General features: G+C 67.5%; 13 protein-coding genes. 9 read left to right on the forward strand and 4 right to left on the reverse strand.

The window, feature by feature from the left end:
• Nucleotides 1-11: 11 nt before the first annotated feature.
• The 3 genes from AC5Y30_RS00800 to AC5Y30_RS00810 form a co-directional block, all read right to left on the reverse strand.
• Nucleotides 12-869, reverse strand: coding sequence for an SDR family NAD(P)-dependent oxidoreductase (locus tag AC5Y30_RS00800; RefSeq protein WP_499915470.1), 858 nt, complete (start codon nucleotides 867-869; stop codon nucleotides 12-14).
• 2 nt (nucleotides 870-871) lie between these two features.
• A complete protein-coding gene (locus AC5Y30_RS00805) occupies nucleotides 872-1,876 on the reverse strand; it encodes an alpha/beta hydrolase (RefSeq protein ID WP_499915472.1) in 1,005 nt (334 codons plus the stop codon).
• 167 nt (nucleotides 1,877-2,043) lie between these two features.
• Complete coding sequence (locus AC5Y30_RS00810) at nucleotides 2,044-2,610, reverse strand: dihydrofolate reductase family protein (RefSeq protein ID WP_499915474.1); 567 nt, start codon at nucleotides 2,608-2,610, stop codon at nucleotides 2,044-2,046.
• A 463-nt stretch (nucleotides 2,611-3,073) separates the two neighbouring features.
• On the opposite strand from AC5Y30_RS00810, the gene AC5Y30_RS00815 reads away from it, so the two are divergent.
• The 5 genes from AC5Y30_RS00815 (at nucleotide 3,074) to AC5Y30_RS00835 (ending at nucleotide 7,363) form a co-directional block, all read left to right on the forward strand.
• Nucleotides 3,074-4,135 (forward strand): type III polyketide synthase, encoded by a 1,062-nt coding sequence (locus tag AC5Y30_RS00815; RefSeq protein WP_499916693.1) that lies wholly within the window; start codon nucleotides 3,074-3,076, stop codon nucleotides 4,133-4,135.
• 135 nt (nucleotides 4,136-4,270) lie between these two features.
• Complete coding sequence (locus tag AC5Y30_RS00820; protein WP_499916695.1) at nucleotides 4,271-4,447, forward strand: malic enzyme-like NAD(P)-binding protein; 177 nt, start codon at nucleotides 4,271-4,273, stop codon at nucleotides 4,445-4,447.
• 152 nt (nucleotides 4,448-4,599) lie between these two features.
• Nucleotides 4,600-5,304: a maleylpyruvate isomerase N-terminal domain-containing protein gene (locus AC5Y30_RS00825; RefSeq protein WP_499915476.1), complete on the forward strand. Its 705-nt coding sequence runs from the start codon at nucleotides 4,600-4,602 to the stop codon at nucleotides 5,302-5,304.
• Between the two features lie 96 nt (nucleotides 5,305-5,400).
• On the forward strand, nucleotides 5,401-6,033 hold the full coding sequence (locus AC5Y30_RS00830; RefSeq protein WP_499915478.1) for a TetR/AcrR family transcriptional regulator: 633 nt from the start codon (nucleotides 5,401-5,403) through the stop codon (nucleotides 6,031-6,033).
• A gap of 268 nt (nucleotides 6,034-6,301) precedes the next feature.
• Complete coding sequence (locus tag AC5Y30_RS00835) at nucleotides 6,302-7,363, forward strand: 3-deoxy-7-phosphoheptulonate synthase (protein ID WP_499915480.1); 1,062 nt, start codon at nucleotides 6,302-6,304, stop codon at nucleotides 7,361-7,363.
• Nucleotides 7,364-7,389: 26 nt separating this feature from the next.
• Here AC5Y30_RS00835 and AC5Y30_RS00840 read toward each other — a convergent pair whose 3' ends face one another.
• A complete protein-coding gene (locus AC5Y30_RS00840) occupies nucleotides 7,390-9,054 on the reverse strand; it encodes a (2,3-dihydroxybenzoyl)adenylate synthase (protein ID WP_499915482.1) in 1,665 nt (554 codons plus the stop codon).
• A 105-nt stretch (nucleotides 9,055-9,159) separates the two neighbouring features.
• On the opposite strand from AC5Y30_RS00840, the gene AC5Y30_RS00845 reads away from it, so the two are divergent.
• From AC5Y30_RS00845 to mbtD, 4 genes are read left to right on the forward strand one after another with little or no spacing between them, the layout of a single operon-like run.
• Complete coding sequence (locus AC5Y30_RS00845; protein ID WP_499915484.1) at nucleotides 9,160-12,669, forward strand: non-ribosomal peptide synthetase; 3,510 nt, start codon at nucleotides 9,160-9,162, stop codon at nucleotides 12,667-12,669.
• Nucleotides 12,666-13,427: a thioesterase II family protein gene (locus tag AC5Y30_RS00850; RefSeq protein ID WP_499915485.1), complete on the forward strand. Its 762-nt coding sequence runs from the start codon at nucleotides 12,666-12,668 to the stop codon at nucleotides 13,425-13,427. Before AC5Y30_RS00845 ends, AC5Y30_RS00850 begins: the two co-directional genes overlap by 4 nt.
• On the forward strand, nucleotides 13,424-14,764 hold the full coding sequence (locus AC5Y30_RS00855; protein ID WP_499915487.1) for a beta-ketoacyl [acyl carrier protein] synthase domain-containing protein: 1,341 nt from the start codon (nucleotides 13,424-13,426) through the stop codon (nucleotides 14,762-14,764). Before AC5Y30_RS00850 ends, AC5Y30_RS00855 begins: the two co-directional genes overlap by 4 nt.
• A complete protein-coding gene (gene mbtD / locus AC5Y30_RS00860) occupies nucleotides 14,764-17,811 on the forward strand; it encodes a mycobactin polyketide synthase MbtD (RefSeq protein WP_499915488.1) in 3,048 nt (1,015 codons plus the stop codon). Before AC5Y30_RS00855 ends, mbtD begins: the two co-directional genes overlap by 1 nt.

Genomic DNA, 17,811 nt, shown 5'->3' on the forward strand with positions numbered 1-17,811 from the left:
GCGTCGGGTGATCAGGGCAGGTTGATTCGGGACACCCGGCCGGCCGCACGCGTATAGGTCTGTGGGGCCAGGCGTTTGATGTTCCAGCCGATTTTGGCGTCGAACTGTGGCATGCAGTACAGCTCGCCGCGGTCGTGGGCGTCCAAGCAGGTGCGTGCGACCTTCTCCGCCGATAATCCGGTCCAGCGCATCAATTTTCCGGCCAGTTCGCTCGACTGCTCGCTGATGCGGCCGGACTCGATGATGTTGGTCTTGACGAAGGTCGGGCACAGCACGGTGACCCGCACCGGCGTGCCGGCCAACTCCGCGGCGAGGGTTTCCGAGAGTGAGAGCACACCGGCCTTGCTGACGTTATAGGCGGCCATGCCGGGCGCCGCACCGAACGCCGCGGCGGAGGCCACATTGATAATGCCCCGCGGCGCGTGCGACGGTTCGGCCTCGCGCAGGATCGGGGTGAACACGTGGCAGCCGTGAATGGGGCCCCACAAGTTGATACCCAGGGTCCACAGCCAGTCGTCCAGCGGCGCTTCGCCGATGGCGGCGCCGCCCGCACCGACGCCGGCGTTGTTGATCACCAGAGTGGGTGGCGCGGCGAACCAGGACTGCGACTGTTCGGCCAACGCTTGTACGTCGTCGAATCGCGATACGTCGCAACGGATTGCGACCGCCTTCGCACCGTGCTCGTTGATCGTGTCCGCCGTCCGCTGCGCGGCCGCTTCGTCTATGTCACTGCACACCACTGCGCCGCCGCGCTTGCCGAGTTCGATGGCGAAGGCGGCACCGATGCCGCTTCCGGCGCCGGTCACCACCGCGGACGCGCCGCGGCTGGTTTTCGACCGATCGAACAGTCTGTCCAGGGGGCCGAACATGGTCAGTGGACCTCCTCGGTGACGGCGCGCGCATCCTGCAGGGCGTGAGCGATGAATCGCGCCACGTAGGCCATGGCCTTGGCGGCCTCGGGCGTCATGCGCGGCAACGCCTGAAAGACGTGCACCTGATGGGGCCAGATCTGCAGTTCGCATCTGCCGCCGGCGGTGCGGATGTCGGCGGCGAGCTGGCGCGCGTCCTCCTGCAGCATTTCGGCGCCACCGGCCTGGACCAGGGTGGGCGGAAGCGCGGCGCCGCGGGCGACGTCGAGCGTCAACCGCTGGTGGGTCAAGTCGGTGCCGCTGTGATAGAGGCCGACCAGGCGGACCGCGTTCGCCGCCCGGGTGGCGGGATCGGGGCGTATCCGTTCACGGGCCAGCGCCAGTTCGAACGTGAGGTCGTACAGGGGGGACAACAGCACCATGGCGGCGGGGTGCTCGACCTCGGACTGCAGCAGCAAGTCCACCGACAGGTGACCGCCCGCCGAATCTCCTGCTATCACAATCTGTTTCGGGGAGACGCCACAGGTATTGACCAGCCAGTCCCAGCCCGCGCGGACGTCGTCGGCAGCGGTGGGGAAGCGATGACGCGGTGCAAGTCGGTAGTCGATGCAGAACACCGGAAGGCCGGTCAGGGCGGATAGCCAGGATGTCAACCGTCGGTGCGTCTTTGGCGAACACACGGCGTATCCGCTGCCGTGGACGTAGTAGATCGCACCCTCGCTGATCGATGAGCGCTCGGTTTCGCTTGTGGGTGTTCGCGGCCCATAGACCCATTCACCCTTGACGCGGCGGCCGTCGGGAAGCCTGACGTCTACCGGCTCGACACGGGTGCCCGCGAGCGACGGCCCGAAGGTCCCCATGATTCTGGCAACGATCTGGCGCGATAACCACAGCCCCCAGGCGCGTTCGGGCGGAATCACGCTGGTGATCGGCCGAAGGGTGTACGTACTTACCGCTGCCGCGCCGCGGGACCTCAACGACCCGCGAGCCGGAACGCCGTCCGTCATACAACGCAGTCAACATCAAATGGTGACATTGGTCAATGGCAGCTTTTGAAGATGCGCGCTGACGGCGATCACAACCTGCTCCGGCAGTGGCGACGCTGGCATCAGCTGACTGCCGAGTTCGCAGCGGCGCAGTTGTTCGAGCGGTCGCCTAAGCAGTAGCGGTCCGATCAATCCTGTTTCGCCTCGTAGCGCAGCAGCACCGTGCCGCCCGGAAAGGTGCGGTTCTCCAAGAGCCGCAGCGAGATCCATGACGGCAGCGTTGGAAAGAACGGGGTGCCGCCGCCCACGGCGGCGGGTGCGACCACGATCCGGTATTCGTCCACCAGTCCGGCCTGCACGATCGGTGCGGCCAGCGTCGCGCCGGCGACCTCCAGCCTGCCGTCGGTTTCGGCTTTCAGCTTCGTCACCACCTCGACCGGGTCGCCGCGTTCCAGGCGGGAGTTCCAGTCGACGGACTCCAGGGTGTGCGAAAACACGACCTTGGGCATGTCGCGCCAGATGCGGGAGTAGTCAACGATCAACGGGCTAGCATTCGCGGCCTCGTCGGCACTGGGCCAGTACGCGGACATCAGTTGGTAGAGCCGCCGCCCGTAGAACGACAGGGCGGTCTCGCGCTCCAAGTCATTCCAGTACTGGTGCAGTTCCTCGCTCGGATCGGCCCAGTCGATGTTGCCTTGTGCATCGGCGATGTACCCGTCCACCGACACGTTGAAGCCATAGATGAGTTTGCCCATCCAGTTCAGACTGCACCGGCGGGCAAATCTCATCGCGACGACACACCAGACATCGATGAATCGTGGATGGCCAGCGTCAGGCGGCATCCTGTTCCGTCTTGTCAGCGCCCGGTTCATTCGGGGCGCTCGACGAGCTCGCCGTCTTCGAACGTGGCGCCGCCACGAACGAGGGTGATCAGGTGCGGCGCATGCCAGCGGGCTGGAGGCACTTGATCAGCTTGTGGGCCATGGCATCCAGCCATCCGCGAGCCCGACCCCTGGGTGCTTTGCTGCGGTTGCGCACGGTCGCGAAGGGGAGCCAGCCTGTCCCGCCCGCGACGGAACAGCCCAAGCCTTTGCCGCCCCTGGCAACTGACCGGTGTTACGGCAGCGCTAGCCGACTAAAGTTTTTTTAAGCGATCCGGTTAAACCGTTCGGCCGAGATTTTCGTGATCAAGGGGTGGGGGATCAAAGGGTGGGGGAAATTAGTGTCATCGCGGGCGTGTCTGGTGCGTTGCCACCGCATCGCTATTCCCAGCGAGAGCTCACCGACCTTTTCCTCAGCATCCCAGGGTTCGACGATTACGAAGACATCATTCGACAGCTACACGCCAGCGCCCAAGTCAACAGTCGGCACCTCGTTCTGCCCAAAGAGCAGTATCTGGCACTGGCCGACTTCGGCCAGGCGAACCGGATCTTTATCAAGAACGCCGTAGACCTCGGGTGCGAGGCGCTGATCGGCGCGCTCAACAAGGCGGGCCTGCAACCCCAAGACCTCGACGCGCTTATTACGACGACGGTCACCGGACTGGCGGTGCCGTCGCTGGATGCTCGCATTGCCGGGCGGCTGGGCCTGCGCGAAGATGTGCGGCGGGTACCGCTGTTCGGCCTGGGCTGCGTGGCCGGCGCGGCCGGGGTAGCACGGCTGCACGACTACCTGCGCGGTACACCCGACGGTGTGGCAGCCCTGATTTCGGTCGAGCTGTGCTCACTTACCTACCCCGGGTACAAGCCGACGCTGGCCGGTTCGGTGGGCAGTGCGCTATTTGCTGACGGGGCTGCGGCGGTGGTCGCCGTCGGCGAGCGTCGCGCTGAAGATGTCGGCGCCGCCGGCCCCGATATCCGCGATTCACGCAGTTGTCTGTACCCCGACTCGCTGCACGACATGGGCTACAACGTGGGCACCGCAGGGTTTGAACTGGTCTTGTCAAAAGACGTCGCGACCGCACTGCAGCAATACATTGGCCAGGACGTCATCACGTTCCTGGCCACGCATGGCTTGACTACCACCGACATCGGCGCCTGGGTCGTCCATCCCGGCGGCCCCAAAATCCTCGAAACGATCAACAAGGCCCTCGACTTATCACCGGATGCCCTCGCACTGAGCTGGCGCTCGCTCGGCGAAGTAGGCAACCTGTCGTCGGCGTCGGTGCTGCACGTGCTGCGCGACACCCTCGCCATACCGCCGCCCAGTAAGAGCGCGGGCATGATGATCGCGATGGGTCCTGGCTTGTGTTCTGAACTCGTGTTGCTGCGCTGGCACTGAGGAGCGGCGTTCCTTGCTCGTTGCGAGGACCAGGTCGCCGCTGCGCTGCCAGCGCTGCGCGCTCTCGTGGCACAGCTTCCGGCCGGACAGGCGTTGCAACGCCGGATCACCGACAAGAACGCTGCTAGCTAGATCATTTCGCCGCCTCAGGTCGCGTCGGCACACCCAGCGGAATTCGATCGGTGGACCGACGGGCGCGCCCTGATCGCCACTGGGTCACCCTTCGCGCCGCCGCACCCAAATTGCGCCAAAGACGTTGTAGCTCAGTGCAATAACGACCAATGCCTTACCCGCCATGGGACCTCGCCGTGACCGCCGTCCCATCGATCCCGCGTCACCGGCGAGACGATGCGGAGCGCCCTTGACTTCATACATGCAGTGTGTATGTTAATACATACTGTATGTATCTGAAGGGTAGGGGCATGAGCACCACAATCGACGCCATGACGGAAGAACGCTGAGTCGTGTTGGATCTTTGTTCGAAGATGCCGGATGCGATGTGGGAGAAAGACAGTCGATGCCCCGGCTGGTCGGTCCAGGACCTCGTGTCACACATGGCATGCAGCTTCTGGCTGGCCGTCGATCCGTCGACGCTGCCCAGCCCGGGCGAAATACCTGCCGAGCGCGCGGCGGATCTCTATGTCGCCTCGCGGCGTTCGATGACTCCCAAAGAGGTTGTGGCCGATTATGAATCGGTCAGCGCGCGAGGGCTGGAGATGCTCGCAGCAATCGAGACTCAGGACATCGATATACCGATAGGCGACGTCGGGACCTATCCGGCATCGATCGTTCCGACCACGTTCGTCTTCGAGTCCTTCATTCACACCCGGTTTGACCTGTTTTCGCCGGATGGGCCATTGGAAGGCGATCCGCCGCCCGTCGACGAGCTGCGGCTTGCCCCCACCCTTGACTGGATCGAAGCGGCGCTGCCGCAACAGAACGTGCACTTACTCAACGACTTACACACCGGAGTAGAAGTGAGCCTCGACGGGCTGTGCGGGCGCACCCTGCACATCGGCGGCCACTGCGATGTCGCTGCGCGTGTCACGTCGGATTCGCAGGCCTTCGTCCGGTGGATCACCCAACGCGGCAGTTGGGAGAGTCTGGGCGTTCAGGCCGAGGGTGACTCGTCATCGCTGGACATTGTTCGCCGGCTCAGGGTGTTCTGAGCTGGGCGCAGACGGCGACGCGACATCGGCCGGTAGCAGAATCGCGGACCTTTCATGCGGTATGCATGAAATGCATACGCAGAAAGGTATGGGTTGATGGCGAACGACGGTCGCCGCACGCAGGCCGAACGTGCGGCCGAGACACGCGATGCGTTGATCGGTGCCGCCCGGCCGTTGTTTGCGTCAGTGGGATTCGCCGACGCATCCCTGGAAACGATCGTCCGCAACGCGGGGGTAACGCGTGGGGCCCTGTACCACCACTTCACTGACAAGACAGAGTTGTTCGCAGCGGTATTCGAGCGGGTGGAGGGTGAGATGGCCGCCCGGATGGGGGAGGCCGTCGCGGCCTCGGGACACTCCGATCCGGTCGAGATCATGCGACTGTGTTCGGGTCTGTGGTTGGACGCGTGCGCCGAACCCGAGATCCAGCGCATCGTCCTGCTCGAGGCGCTGGCGGTCCTGGGATGGGAACGGTGGAGCGACATCGGCCACCGCTACAACATCGGGTTCGTGACCGGACTGCTCACCGACGCCATCGAGTCCGGCGGCATTCCGGAACAGCCCGTCGAGGCGACCGCCCTGACGATCATGGGGGCGCTGCGCGAGGCAACGCTTTATATCGCCCGCGCGAAGGATCAGGGCCAGGCCCGCGCGGACGCCGGTGCGGTGATGGATCGTCTGATCGATGCGTTGCGCGCCAACACTTCTGGCGGGCCCGCGACACGGTGAGCGGATGGTGAGCAGCCGGGAAAGTGCCGGGTTGTCAGCTGCCTGGCTCCACATGGTATCTTCGCCGACGTGAATATCGGCGTGCGCAAGTATTGGCGCTTTATCGTGGCTCCGGGTGGAGCCGGCGAGACAGCGTCTGGTTGACGCAACCGCACGACTGATACCCGGAGCCCAGCAGTGACCATACGGTCGCTGCTTTTCGTTTTTCAGGGCATCGGGAACCAGCGGGCGTGCCCTGGGAGCCAGCAGAGAAAGGCACACACCCTCCATGTCCATCCTCAATTGCGACACGGCGACCATCGATACGTCCGATCATCGGATCGTCTCGTTCCGGGAACTCTCGGCCCCTGCCGTGATCCGCACCGAGCTGCCGTTGACGGCTCGGCGTGCCCAGACCGTCCAACGCGATCGCGAGGAGATCTCGGCGATCCTGGCCGGTGGTGACGACCGGCTATTACTGGTCGTTGGGCCCTGCTCGGTGCACGATCCCGCCGCCGCCCTCGATTACGCACGCCGACTTGCGCCGGTCGCCGCCGAATTCGCGGATCGGCTGAAGATCGTGATGCGGGTCTACTTCGAGAAGCCGCGCACGACTGTCGGCTGGAAGGGACTCATCAACGATCCCAACATGGACGGCAGCTTCGACGTCGAACGTGGGCTCCGCATTGCGCGCGGGCTATTGCTCGACGTCATCGACGTCGGCCTGCCGGTGGGATGTGAATTCCTGGAGCCCACCAGCCCGCAATACATCGCCGACGCGGTCGCCTGGGGCGCGATCGGCGCCCGGACCACCGAGTCGCAGGTTCACCGCCAGTTGGCGTCCGGGCTGTCCATGCCGGTGGGATTCAAGAACGGCACCGACGGCAACGTCCAGGTCGCCATCGACGGTGTCAAAGCCGCTGCGGCAGCACATCATTTCTTCGGTACCGACAACGTCGGTCGCGCGGCCGTCGTCGAGACCAAGGGCAATCCCGACTGCCACGTGATCCTTCGGGGTGGAACCGCCGGGCCCAACTACGACACCGCCTCGGTGACCACCGCCGTCGAACGGCTCAGCAAGGCAGGGCTTTCCACGCGGGTGATGATCGACTGCTCACATGCCAACTCCGCCAAAGACCATGTGCGGCAGGCCGAGGTCACCGCGGAGGTTACCGCACGCATCGCGGCGGGCGAGCGCGGTATCGCCGGCCTCATGCTGGAGAGCTTCCTGGTGGCCGGCGCGCAATCGCTCGGCGGCGAACTGACCTATGGCCAGTCCGTGACCGATCAGTGCATGGACTTCCGAACCACGGCGGGCCTGCTGACCGAGCTGTACGCGGCGATGGGCTGACGCGGGCCGTGGGAGAGCGCGCAAAGCTAGTGTCGCGCGGGTGCCTGTTGCGCCGAAACCCGGCGCGCAATGGCCTTTTTGTCGATCTTGCCGATCGGGGTGGTGGGCAGCGCCGTCATCGCAACCAGAACGTCGGGGCGGGCGTGCGCGGCCACCCCACGCTCGTCGAGATAGCCGTTCAATTCCGGCAGCGATAGCTCGGGGCCACTGAAAACCACGGCCGCACAGATCTTCTCGCCCAGGTAGGAGTCTGGCAGCGCGACCGCGGCCGCCGAGAAGATCGACGGGTGGGTGTGCAGCTGCTCCTCGAGGTCCGCCGCGGAAATCGTTTCTCCGGCACGACAGATCACGTCTTTGACGCGACCGGTGACCACCAGATAGCCGTCGCCGCGTAGCCGCACCACGTCACCGCTGCGGAAGAACCCTTGCGCGTCGAAGCTGCGTTCGTTGTCGCGCTCGGCCCGGAAATAGCCGTTGAACGTGTACGGCCCGCGAACCAGTAGCTCGCCTTCCTCGCCCGGCGGCACCGGCTCGCCCTGCGCATCGACGACGCGCAGTTCGTCGGCGGCCGACAAGGGCCGTCCCTGGGTGTGTTCGGTGAGTTCCGGGGGATCGTCGAGCCGGGTGTAGTTCAGCAGCCCCTCGGCCATCCCGAACACCTGCTGCAGGCCCGGGGTCAGGGCGCTGCGCACCAACCGGGCATCCTCGGGTTCCAACTTCGCGCCACCAACCTGCAAGAGCCGCAACGTCTTTGGTGTCACGGGTTCCCAGTCGCAGGCCTGCGCCCACAGCTTGGCCAACGCCGGCACCAGGGCGGTCACCGTGACGCCGTGGCGGTCGATGGCGGCGAAGGCCGCTTCGGGACTGGGGTCGGTGCCGAAAACGGTGGTGGCGCCGACGGTCATCGCGCCGAGCAGGCCCGGGCAGGCCAGCGGGAAATTGTGGCCGGCCGACAGCAGCGCCAAGTAGACGTCGTCCGAGGTGAGCCCGCAGAGTTCGGCGCTGGCCTTCGCGTTGAAAACGTAGTCGTCGTGGGTGCGGGGAATGAGCTTGGGTGTTCCGGTGGTACCGCCCGAAACCAGTAGCAACGCAGGCGATCCCGGGTCAGGCGGCCGGGGCGGCGTGGACATCGCCGCCTGATCGCGCAGCTGCGCCCATGGGATGAACGGTCCCGGGTCGCCGTCGACGATGACGTGCTTCAGCGCGCCGTGCTCCTCGGACAGCGCGCGCGCCATCGCCCGATAGTCGAAACCCCCTGCGGCGTCTGCGATCAGGAGCCCGGTGGCCTCGCTGACCGCGGCGAAATGCCCGAGTTCGGCGGCCCGGTGCCCGGGCAGGCACATCACCGGGATCGCTCCCGCCCGCAGCAGCCCGAACAGCGCCACCGCGAACTGGCAGCCGTTCGGCAGCTGCAGCAACACTCGGTCGCCCGGCGCAATACCCGCGCGCAGGAGTCCACCGGCCGCGCGGTCAGCCTGGTCGTCGAGGTCCGCATAGGTAATGCCGGCACCGGCCATCGCGTCGCGGACGGCGATTCGGTCGGGCCATTGCTGGGCCGCGTCGCTCAGGATGGTGTCCAAGGGCCGCCCCGTCCAGTAGCCGGCCGCTCGATAGGCGGCGGCCCGATCGGCGGGAAACGGCACGAACCCATCGAGGCCTCCGGCCGGCGGCTGCGGTGTGTTGACGCTCATTGGGTCCTTCAGCAGGGGGCTTCGAAGGGGCTAGTAGCGGGGACGCCGGGAGTAAGGATAGGGTAACCAAAAAATTAGGGCACCTGTGCTAATCAGGGAGGGTCTGTGGTGCACGCCTCGGCACGCTCGGAGGACATCCGGGCGGAGGTGGCCGAACTGCTCGGCGTCGACGTCGATGCAGTCCAGCCGGGTAGCAACCTGATCGGCCAGGGCCTGGACTCCATCCGGATCATGACGCTGGCCGGCCGCTGGCGCCGCCAAGGCATCGCCATCGACTTCGCCACACTTGCCGAAACCCCGACGATCGAAGCCTGGGCCCGCCTGGTCGAAGACGGCGGGCAAGGCGCCGACCAGCAGATCTTTACCGCCGATGCGCCCGGCGACCCATCCGGGGAGGACGAGCCATTCGCCCTGGCCCCCATGCAACACGCGATGTGGGTCGGTCGCCATGACCACCAGCAACTGGGTGGGGTTGCCGGTCATCTCTACGTGGAGTTCGACGGCGGGCCGATCGACGCCGAACGCCTGCGCACAGCGGCCACCGCGCTGGCACGTCGTCACCCGATGCTGCGGGTGCGGTTCCTGCCCGACGGAAACCAGCGCATCCCCCCTGCCGCCGAGAGCGGCGACTTCCCGGTCAGCGTCGAGGACCTGCGCTCGTGGAGCACCGACGAGGTCGAGCAGCGGCTCGCCGCGATCCGCGACGCCAAATCACACCAGCAGCTCGACGGCGCGGTGTTCGAACTGGCGGTGACGCTGCTTCCGGGCGAGCGCTCCCGGCTGCACGTCGACCTCGACATGCAGGCCGCCGACGCGATGAGCTACCGCACCCTGATGGCCGATCTGGCTGCCCTCTACCGCGGCCGCCACCTCCCGGAGCTGAGCTACACCTACCGGCAGTACCGCCAAGCCATCGAGGCCGAGGACGCACAACCGCAGCCGTCGCGCGAGGCCGACCGGGCCTGGTGGGCCCAGCGCCTCGCGGAGCTGCCAGACCCGCCCGCATTGCCGTCGACCGGCGGCCGCGGTGCGAACCGGAGCACCCGGCGCTGGCATTGGCTCGACCCGCAAACCCGCGATGCGCTGTTCGCCCGCGCCCAGGCACGCGGCATCACCCCGGCGATGGCGCTGGCCGCGGGATTCGCCAACACCGTGGCCCGCTGGTCGACCACCTCGCGCTTCCTGCTGAACGTCCCGCTGTTCGGGCGCCAGGCTCTGCACCCGGACGTCGACTCGTTGGTTGGTGACTTCACCTCGTCGTTGCTGCTCGACATCGATCTCGTCGGCGCAGACACCGCCACGACGCGGGCACGGGCGGTGCAGGACGCGATGCGTGCGGCCGCCGCCCACTCCGCCTATCCCGGGCTGTCGGTGTTGCGCGACCTCAGCCGCCATCGCGGCACCCAGGTGCTCGCGCCGGTGGTGTTCACCAGCGCGCTCGGGCTCGGCGAACTATTCAGCCGCGACGTGACCGGCCAATTCGGCACGCCGGGATGGATCATCTCCCAGGGTCCGCAGGTGCTGCTTGACGCGCAGGTCACCGAGTTCGACGGCGGGGTCATGGTGAATTGGGATGTGCGCGAAGGCATCTTCCCCTCGGACGTCATCGACGCCATGTTCGCCTACCACATCGACGAGCTGCACCGGCTGGCCGCCGCCGACGACGCGTGGGACGCGCTGGGCCCCTCGCCGCTGCCCGAGGCGCAGCGTGCGGTGCGGGAGGCGGCCAACGCCCGCACCGCCGAACCCAGCGGAGAAGCGTTGCACGACGGGTTCTTTCGGCAAGCCGAGCAGCGACCCGACGCCCCGGCCGTGTTCGCGAGCAGCGGTGATCTCAGCTACGCGCAACTGCGCGACCAGGCGTGGGCGGTGGCCGCGGCGCTGCGCATCGCCGGCGTCGCGGCCGGCGACACCATCGCGGTGATGGGCCCGAAAACCGCCGAGCAGATTCCGGCGTTGCTGGGCATCCTGTCCGTCGGCGCCGTTTACCTGCCGGTCGGTGTCGACCAGCCGCGTGACCGTGCCGAGCGGATCCTCGAAACCGGTCGGGTGAGCCTGGCGCTGGTGTGCGGTGGACAACGGCTGTCCCTGCCGGTGCCCGAGCTGGTACTCGCCGAGGTGCTTCGCAACCCCTCCGTCGGCGCCGAGATGGCCTCAGCGAGAATCGATCCCGACGAGCTCGCCTATGTGTTGTTCACCTCGGGCTCCACCGGCGAACCCAAAGGCGTTGAGGTCACCCACGACGCGGCGATGAACACGGTGGAATTCATCGGTCGCCACTTCGAGATCGGTCCCGCGGACCGATGCCTGGCACTGTCGACCCTGGAAGGCGACATCTCGGTGATGGACGTGTTCGTCACCTTGCGTACCGGCGGGGCCATCGTGGTGGTCGAGGAAGCCCAGCGGCGCGATCCCGACGCCTGGGCACGGCTGATTAACACCCATAAAGTCACCGTGCTGCATTTCATGCCCGGCTGGCTGGAGATGCTGATCGAAGTCGGAAGCGGGCGCCTCTCCTCGGTGCGGGTGATTCCCACCGGAGGCGACTGGGTGCGCCCCGAGGTGGTACGTCGCCTACGGGCCGAAGCGCCGAACCTGCGCTTCGCGGGCCTCGGCGGTGCGACCGAAACCCCGGTGCACAACACCATTTTCGAGGTAACGGGGGTGCTGCCGGACGATTGGGCGGCCCTGCCCTTCGGCATCCCGCTCCCCAACAACGCCTGCCGCGTCGTCAGCGACACCGGCGCCGACTGCCCCGACTGGGTCCCGGGGGAGCTCTGGGTGTCCGGCCGCGGCGTCGCGCGCGGCTACCGCGGACGTCCCGATCTCACTGCGGAACGCTTCGTCCAGCATGACGGCCGAACCTGGTACCGCACCGGCGATTTGGTGCGTTACTGGCCGGACGGCGTCCTCGAATTCGTCGGCCGCGCCGACCACCGCGTGAAGATCAGCGGGTATCGCGTCGAGCTGGGCGAGATCGAGACCGCGTTGCGGCGCGTGCCCGGGGTGCGGACGGCGGTGGCCGCCTTGATCCCCGTATCCGGGCAATCCGACGTGCTCGCCGCGCAGGTGTGCACCGACGACGCATCTTTGACCGCCGAGCGGATGCGGCGGCGCCTTGGTGAGCTGGTTCCCGCGCACATGGTCCCACGCCACATCACGGTGGTAGAGCGGATCGGTTTCACCGATGCCGGAAAGCTCGACCGGCGGACCGCCGCACGCGAATTGGAGACCGCCGCCTCGCAAGCGCAGCGGCCCGGCCACCGCCGCGCGTCGACACCCTTGGAATCGGCACTGGCGATGATCGTCGGTGATCTGCTCGGCCGCGAAGACGTCGGAGTCGACGACGACTTCTTCGCGCTCGGCAGCGATTCGGTGCTCGCCACCCAGGCGGTGGCGAGGATTCGGGCGTGGCTGGACGCACCGGACATCATCGTCGCCGACATCTTCGCCAACCGAACCGTGTCGGCGCTGGCCGCGGTGCTCAGCGCCGCAGAGAACGACCCCGGCAGGCTGGATCAGGTCGCCGAGCTGTACCTGGAAGTCGTCGGCATGGACGCCGAATCGGTTCTGGCGGCGTCTCGTCCGCCTGCGAAATCGTATACGGCGCAATGACTGTGAATAACTTGATCACCGTGTCTTCCACGTTCCCGTCCTGGATCAAGCTGACCCCTGGCCGCGGCAACGGATCGTCGACCGGTGCCACCGTGATATTTCCGCACGCCGGCGCGGCCGCCGCGAGCTACCGGGTACTGGCGGCGGCGCTGGCCGCCGGTGGCGACACCTACGTCGTGCAGTACCCGCAGCGGGCCGACCGCCTCACCGAACCGGCGCACGACAGCGTGCACGACCTGGCCGTCAGCCTGTTTCGGGCGGCGCCGTGGCCAAGCGTCGCGCCGCTGAAGTTGTTCGGGCACAGCATGGGCGCCGTCGTCGCCTTCGAGTTCGCCCGCGTCGCCGAAGCGTACGGCGCGGCCGTGCAGAAGCTCTGGGTATCGGCCGGTCCGCCGCCCTGCGTCGTCGCCGACATGCCCGAACTGCCGACCAGTGACGACGGACTGTTGGCCGATATCGCCGATCTGGGTGGTACCGACCCCGAACTGCTTGCCGACGAAGAGTTTTCCGAATTGCTGACCACCGCCGTACGCGCCGACTACCGCGCCTTCAACGGGTATGAACCCAGCCCCGATGTCCGCATCGGCGCCGACATTCACGTGCTGGGCGGTCACGACGACCACCGCATCGCCGCCGTCGTGCTCAAGCAGTGGGAAAGGCACACCGCCGGATCGTTCGCGGTGTCGCTGTATGACGGCGGGCACTTCTACGTCTATGACCACGTCGAGGCGGTCGCCGCGCAGGTGAATGCCGGGTGATGCCGATGTCTGACAATGCCTTTGGCGAGGGTCCACACGACGACGGCGCCGATCCCGTCGTGATCGTGGGAATGGGTGTGGAGGCGCCCGGCGGCATCGAAACCGCAGAGGACTACTGGGATCTGCTGGCCCACGGCCGCGAGGCGCTGGGTCCGTTTCCCACCGACCGCGGATGGGCGGTGCGCGAACTGCTCGCCGGCTCGCGCCGCAGCGGCTTCAAAGAAATCCATGACCGCGGCGGCTTCCTCACCGGGGCAACCACATTCGATCCAGAGTTCTTCGGCATCTCGCCCCGCGAGGCCGTCGTGATGGACCCGCAGCAGCGCGTGGCGTTACGGGTGGCCTGGCGTGCGTGCGAAAACAGCGGCATCAATCCCGACGACCTGGCCGGGCACGATGTCGGCTGCTTCGTCGGCGCCTCGGCCACCGGCTACGGACCCGACATGGCCAGGTTCTCCGAACACAGCGGTCATCTGCTGGCCGGCACCGCGCTCAGTGTGATCTCGGGCCGCATCGCCTACACACTGGGATTGACCGGGCCGGCGCTGACCCTGGACTCCTCGTGCGCGTCCGCGCTGGTGGCGTTCCACGTCGCCACCCGCTCCCTGCAGAACGGCGACTGCGACCTGGCCATCGCGGGTGGGGTCAACGTGCTGGGTTCGCCGGGCTTCTTCGTCGAATTCTCCAAACAGCACGCACTCTCCGACGACGGATACTGCCGCCCTTACAGCGCGCAGGCCAGCGGAACCGTGTGGGCCGAGGGAGCGGCGATGTTTGTGCTGCAACGTAAGTCGGCCGCGCTGCGCGCCAGTCGGCGGATCGTCGCCGAGGTGCGGGCCACCGCCATGAATCAGGACGGGCGCAGCGCCGGTCTGAGCGCGCCCAGCGGTGATGCCCAGGTGCGGCTGTTCCGGCGCGCGATCGGCCAGGCCGGGGTCAAACCCGCCGAGGTGGGAATGATCGAGGGGCACGGCACTGGCACGCGCCTCGGTGACCGGACCGAGTTGCGGTCGCTGGCCGAGACGTACGGCGAGACCGAACCCGGCCGCGGGGCGTTGCTGGGTTCGGTGAAATCCAACGTGGGCCACTCGCTGGCCGCGGCGGGTGCGCTGGGGCTGGCCAAGGTGCTGGTATCGGCCGAACACGGCGCCGTACCAGCCACCCTGCACGCCGGCGAAGCGAGCCCCGAAATCGACTGGGACACACAAGGGTTGCGGTTGGCCCAGACGCTGACACCGTGGCCGGCCATCGACGGGCAGCGCACCGCCGCGGCGTCCGCGTTCGGCATCGCGGGCACCAACGCACATCTGATCGTCACCGTCCCCGAGGTCGCATGATGCGGACCCATCGACTGCCGGACGGGCGCGTCCCGGTGCTGCTCAGCGCCCACGACCCAGAGTTGCTCCGGCGGGACGCCTTGGCGATCGCGGACTACCTTGGTCGTGCCGACGACTCGGCAGACCTGACCGCCGAGGTCGCCGCGACCCTGCTGCGGTTGCGCCGCGTGCGACGTCACCGCGCGGTGGTACGAGCGGCGGACAGCGCCGAGCTGGCCGCCGGACTGTCCGCGATCGCTCACGGCGAAGAACACGAGTTGGTGTCGCGCTCCGCCCAGACGACGCCGCCGCGCATCGCGTTCGTGTTCCCGGGCCAGGGCAATCAATGGCAGGCGATGGGAGCAGAGGCCTACCGGCGGCTGCCGGCCTACCGCGAGGCCGCCGACCGGTGCGCACACGCGTTCACATCCGCCGGATTTCCTTCTCCGCTGCCATATCTGGTGAGCGACGACGAGCGCAACTGGTCGCGAACCGAGATTCAGGCGGGGCAGTTCACCCACGCGGTGAGTCTGTCAGAAGCGTGGCGATCCTACGGGGTGCTGCCCGACGTCACCATCGGCCACAGCCTCGGCGAGGTGGCGGCCGCCTATGTGGCCGAAGCGCTTTCGCTACCGGACGCCGTCGCACTGGTGGTTGCGCGCGCGACCGTTGTGGACCAACTGACCGGCCGCTACGCGATGGCGGTGCTCGGGACCGGCCTCGACATCGCGCAGTCGCTGCTGGCCGAGACGCCCGGCTGGCTGGAAGTCTCGGCGGTCAACGGGCCGTCGTCGACCGTGGTCGCCGGCGATCACGAGGCGGTGGTCGCCGCAGTGCGGCTGGCCCAGCAGCGTGGCATCTTCAGCCAGCAACTCTCCGTCGACTATCCCGGACACACCAGTGCGCTTCGACCGCTGCGGACGAGTCTGGCCGAGCTGACGCCGAAGTCGGCGTTCCGGGACGCGCCGGTGAGATTCATCGGCTCCACGCTGGGAACCGAGTTGGGCGACACGACCGATTTCTCCGACTATTGGTATGAAAACCTCTGTGGCACTGTGCGGTTCGACCTCGCCGTGGGATATGCCCGCGCCTGCGGGGTCGACGCGTTCGTCGAGCTTTCGGCGCACCCGTCGCTGCTCTACCCCCTGGGCGGCATCGTCGACGACGAGTCGACCGTCATCGTCGGCTCGGGGCATCGCGACCGATCCATCACCGATTCGCTGTCGGCGAGCATCGCCGCCATCGCGACCGCGGACCCCGGCTGCAAATGGGCCGACGCCGTCCCGATCAGCGGCCGGCCCGCGCTGCGGGGATTCCCGAACGCCCCGATGCGCGCGGTGCACCTGTGGGCGGCACCGGAACGACTGACCGAAGCGGCGCCGGCGCAGCCGCTCACCGCGGCCGTCGAGGACTGGCGGCCGATGACGGCGCCGATCACACCGGTGGCTCCCGCCGTCGACATCGGCTTCTCCGGTGCGGGCGCGCTGACGCAGCGACTCGTCGATGCCGTTGCTGCACACGGCGACTGCCGAGCGGTGTCACCGAATCAAGCGGAAATCCTCGTGGTGGCCGCTGCGGAAATCGACGAACTCGACACGTCCGCCGCAATCGATCGGATCGCGGGCCGGCCCGATGCGGGTCTCCCCGATTATCCCGCGCTCATCGGCCCTCGATGCCGGGCCGTCTGGTTGCTCACCGCCGGCGCCGAACAGATCGACCGGGATGACGCAGGCGTCTCTCCGGCTCAGGCGGCGCTGGCGGGCATGCATCGCAGCGTCGGCTTCGAGTTCGCGGATCAGGCCTTCGGGCACCTGGATCTCGCGCACCGCGATCTCGATCCCGCGACGGCACAGGCCGCCGTCGAGGTGCTGCTCGGCGAGGCGGCCGAGGTCGCGCTGCGGGGCGGCGAATCTCCGCGACGCTACGCCCGGACGTTTCGCGCGTGCCGCGAACCGGTGACTCGGCGACCACTCGAGGCCGCCGCGCTGGAGGACGTGGTGATCACGGGCGGCAGCGGAGCCATCGGGCTACAGTACGCGCGGTATTGCCTGGACCGCGGCGCCCGCACCGTTACCCTGTTGAGCCGCAACGGCGTTGACCCGGCCGTACTGCGTGAGCTCGCCGACCGGCATGACGCCGAGGTCCGCGCCCCGCAGTGCGATATCACCGATCGCGCCGCGCTTGCCGCGGTTGCCGCCAATGCGGGGTCGGGTGCGTCATTACTGATCCACACCGCGGGCATCGCACGAGCGCGCTCGCGTGCGGATCTCACCGGTGCGGACGTCGCGGCGGTCTGCGGGGCCAAGGTCAATGGACTGGCCGCGCTGGTCGATGTGTGGCCGCTGCGGCCGGACTGCCGGATCCTGGCCTGCTCATCGGTATTCGGAGTTTGGGGCGGCTACAGCCACGCGGCGTACGCGGCTTCCAACCGGATGCTCGACGTATTGGCCGCGCAGTTGCGTGCCGCGGGCCGCGACTGCACGGCGATCCGATGGGGCCTGTGGCAGGGCGCCGGGGTAGTGGTGGGTAACGAGATCACCCGCACCGAGCGCTCCGGTCTGGTGGCAATGGAACCGGAGCGGGCGATCGAGGCCAGTCTGTATCGCTACGAGGGCGATCCACTGATTTTCGATGCCGACTTCGAGCGGCTCCGGGTCTTCTTCGAAAGTCAGGGAATGCCAATGCCGTTCGTCGCCGCCCGCACCGGCGACGACGACGACGGCCGCGAAAGCCCGGTTGAGAAGCCACTCGCCGAGATAGTCGGGGCCGAACTGGCCGCGACGTTGCACCTGGGTGATTCGCCATCGATTGACCCTGGCACGTCGCTCATTGACCTGGGTGTGGACTCGTTGCTCGCACTCGACCTGCGTAAGCGGCTGCGCCGCACGCTAGGCAAATCGGTTCCGGTGTCCCGCATGCTCGGCGGCATCACCGTGACCGAGCTGATCGAGGCGTTGCGTGCAGACTCGACCGGCGGGACCGTAATGCCGCCGTCATTCGAGCGCCCCGGCGCCGCCAACGGTGCGCACCACTCAACGCTCGCGATGCTAGAAAGGTTGGACTCCTAG

The sequence above is a fragment of the Mycobacterium sp. NGS27 genome, from assembly GCF_059813005.1.

What these genes read in the sequence shown, in the direction of transcription:
- AC5Y30_RS00800 (WP_499915470.1), bottom strand. Translation starts at nt 869, where the DNA reads ATGTTCGGCCCCCTGGACAGACTGTTCGATCGGTCGAAAACCAGCCGC.
- AC5Y30_RS00805 (WP_499915472.1), bottom strand. Translation starts at nt 1,876, where the DNA reads ATGACGGACGGCGTTCCGGCTCGCGGGTCGTTGAGGTCCCGCGGCGCG.
- AC5Y30_RS00810 (WP_499915474.1), bottom strand. Translation starts at nt 2,610, where the DNA reads ATGGGCAAACTCATCTATGGCTTCAACGTGTCGGTGGACGGGTACATC.
- AC5Y30_RS00830 (WP_499915478.1), top strand. Translation starts at nt 5,401, where the DNA reads ATGGCGAACGACGGTCGCCGCACGCAGGCCGAACGTGCGGCCGAGACA.
- AC5Y30_RS00835 (WP_499915480.1), top strand. Translation starts at nt 6,302, where the DNA reads ATGTCCATCCTCAATTGCGACACGGCGACCATCGATACGTCCGATCAT.
- AC5Y30_RS00840 (WP_499915482.1), bottom strand. Translation starts at nt 9,054, where the DNA reads ATGAGCGTCAACACACCGCAGCCGCCGGCCGGAGGCCTCGATGGGTTC.
- AC5Y30_RS00850 (WP_499915485.1), top strand. Translation starts at nt 12,666, where the DNA reads ATGACTGTGAATAACTTGATCACCGTGTCTTCCACGTTCCCGTCCTGG.
- mbtD (WP_499915488.1), top strand. Translation starts at nt 14,764, where the DNA reads ATGCGGACCCATCGACTGCCGGACGGGCGCGTCCCGGTGCTGCTCAGC.